This window comes from Nonomuraea sp. NPDC048892 (assembly GCF_040649735.1).
Lineage (GTDB): Bacteria > Actinomycetota > Actinomycetes > Streptosporangiales > Streptosporangiaceae > Nonomuraea > Nonomuraea maheshkhaliensis.
Map to the genome: position 1 here is coordinate 1 of NZ_JBEZFZ010000073.1, position 2,276 is coordinate 2,276.

General features: G+C 66.7%; 2 protein-coding genes and 1 pseudogene. 2 read left to right on the plus strand and 1 reads right to left on the minus strand.

From position 1 onward, the window contains the following. Positions 1–634, plus strand: a pseudogene (locus AB0C28_RS56145) (transposase); the annotation flags it as partial. Between the two features lie 8 nt (positions 635–642). Here AB0C28_RS56145 and AB0C28_RS56150 read toward each other — a convergent pair. Further along, positions 643–837: a hypothetical protein gene (locus AB0C28_RS56150; RefSeq protein WP_358085768.1), complete on the minus strand. Its 195-nt coding sequence runs from the start codon at positions 835–837 to the stop codon at positions 643–645. A 122-nt stretch (positions 838–959) separates the two neighbouring features. Between AB0C28_RS56150 and AB0C28_RS56155 the strand changes: the two genes are divergently transcribed. Beyond that, complete coding sequence (locus tag AB0C28_RS56155; protein ID WP_358085771.1) at positions 960–1,580, plus strand: hypothetical protein; 621 nt, start codon at positions 960–962, stop codon at positions 1,578–1,580. Positions 1,581–2,276: the final 696 nt, after the last annotated feature.

A 2,276-nucleotide genomic window follows, 5' to 3' on the forward strand; every position in this document is an offset into this window, starting at 1 on the left:
GGCCTGGGATCGGCTGCACCCACGGTTGACCCGCCGTGCGGCTTGGGCCGATGCGGCTGAGCTGCCGATGATCGAGGGCACCGTGATCCGTCTGGAGGTGGACCATCTGCCCAGCGGGGCAATCCCGAAGCCGGTGTGGCTGTGGTGGTCCCAGGCCGATGCCACGGCAGCCGAGGTGGACCGGATGTGGCAGGCGTTCCTGCGCCGCTTCGACATCGAGCACACCTTCCGCCTGCTCAAACAGACCCTCGGCTGGACCTGCCCCAAGATCCGAGATCCGCGGGCGGCTGATCGCTGGACCTGGCTAATCCTGGCCGTCTACACCCAACTCCGGCTGGCCCGCCCCCTGGCCGCCGACCTACGCCGCCCCTGGGAGAAACCTGCATCCCCGCAGCGTCTGTCGCCCGCTCGCGTTCGCCGAGGGTTTCGGCACCTGCGCGCCAAGACGCTCAGTCCGGCCCAGGCACCGAAACCATCCCGGCCAGGACCGGGGCGACCACCCGGGCGCCGCAACAACCAACCCGCCCCCCGCCACGACGTCTACACCGCCACCGGCCTGACCACCGCGAAGACTCCCGCTCGGAAACCGACGACGAAGAAACCCGCTAACCCACGTCCTCGACGCACAGGTTAAAGATCAAGCTAAGAGGGTGTTGCTGAACTTCCGAAATCGCCGTTGATCAGCACGAACAATGCGGCGCTCTGTGATCTGTGCGGCTCGGGCGGGCATCCGTGCGGGCCTGCTGCGCCATTGGGGGTGCGTTTGTCGAGGATCGGGATCAGATGCTCCTCCTCATAAGTCAGGTGCGTTTCGAGCTCGTTGGCGAGCCGCTCCATCTCCGCCCGCGAGTCCTCACCGGAAACAGCCTGCTGCAGCTCTTCCGCGAGTACGGTGATGCGCTTGGGCTCCCTTCGTTAAGGCACATCTGCGACAATTCGGCGTCATGAACCTTGACCCTATGCCTCAGTTGTCGCGCCTGGTCATAGACCTGCGCCGGAACCCTGATATCGAAGTCGTCAAGGAGTGGGGCAGGTTCGTCAAGCCGATCGACGATCCGGCGGCGGATTATGACCTGCGCTGGCAGCGGACCCAGGAGGCGGCCACCAGCGCCGTCCCTGGTTGCGAGCTGGACCCAGCCCTGCGCCCACTGACGGACCGCCTGGTCGCGGGCAGGGAGGACAGGGTGGGAGTGGCCTGGCGCTACCGCCTGGGCGGCGTGGAGCACAACGGGGGCGAGTTCTGCTGGGTGATCCCGGCCCCGCCGACCGCCGCGCCCGCCTGGTGGGACGATCTGCCCGCCGAGCTGCGGGACCTGCATAAGCGGCTGTGCGTGCTGGAATATCACCCTCGAGCGGGCGATGCCGTGGAGGTGAAGCTCGAATTGCGGGCGGGGTCGGCTCCGCTGTGGCTGGAGCATCGTGGGCAGCTGTTTCCGCTGTCCATAGGGGTCGCCGAGTACTTCGAGCGGGCGATCGAGATGCGCGGGGTGTTCGGCTGGCAGGCGCTGTACTGTGACTGGAAGGACCAGTTCGACTCCACCCAGAAGCGCCTCGCCGACTTGCGGCAGCTGTTTCCGTAAGGTGACCGCTGGGACGGGCGGCTTCGTTGTACAGGACTGATCAGGGACTTCAGTCGTGGTGGGATGTTCTCCGGCCTCATGCGTCAGGGCGTGGGGCGCTTTTTGCGGCTCGCGCCATGTAAGGGGTGTCGCCCTCATGCGTGGCTGCTGGCTGCGGATGATGATGATCAGTCTGAGTGAGCTCGACATGACGCGTGTAGATGATTGTGATGAGTACGGTGGGCCTGGCCGGCCGATGGGTGCATTTCCAGGTGCCGATGTCGGTCCTGGTCAGCGTCGATGCCTCGGGCGAGCCTGCCTTGGCGGGGCAGGTCAGTTGCCTGGTGCTGAACCTGGAAGGCGTGGAACTGGTCGATCAGCCTGGCAACGCGGCGTTCGCCTATTGGAGAACCTCAACTCGCTGGAGCCGGACGACCCCATCAGCGCGAGCGCCATCACCATCGCGAGCGCCTTCGTGGAGTCCGGGCGACCGGATCTCGGCACGAGGTCATTCTCGGCAACTCGTTTCTGCCCGAAGACTGAGCCGCGAGGTGGGCCCGCCGTCAGTTGCGATAGCGGCGGGCGGCGGTGTCAGGGCTGACATCCAGAACCGCGGCGATCTCGTCCCAGGTGGCCCCAGCGGCTCGGTCGGCGGTGACGGCTGCGGCCAGGACGGCGCGGGCCTGGGCGAGCAGGGGCAGCGCGGCGTTGGTGTAG

Excerpts from the sequence above, each read along its gene's own strand:
- AB0C28_RS56150 (WP_358085768.1), bottom strand. The coding sequence starts at position 837 with ATGGAGCGGCTCGCCAACGAGCTCGAAACGCACCTGACTTATGAGGAG.
- AB0C28_RS56155 (WP_358085771.1), top strand. The coding sequence starts at position 960 with ATGCCTCAGTTGTCGCGCCTGGTCATAGACCTGCGCCGGAACCCTGAT.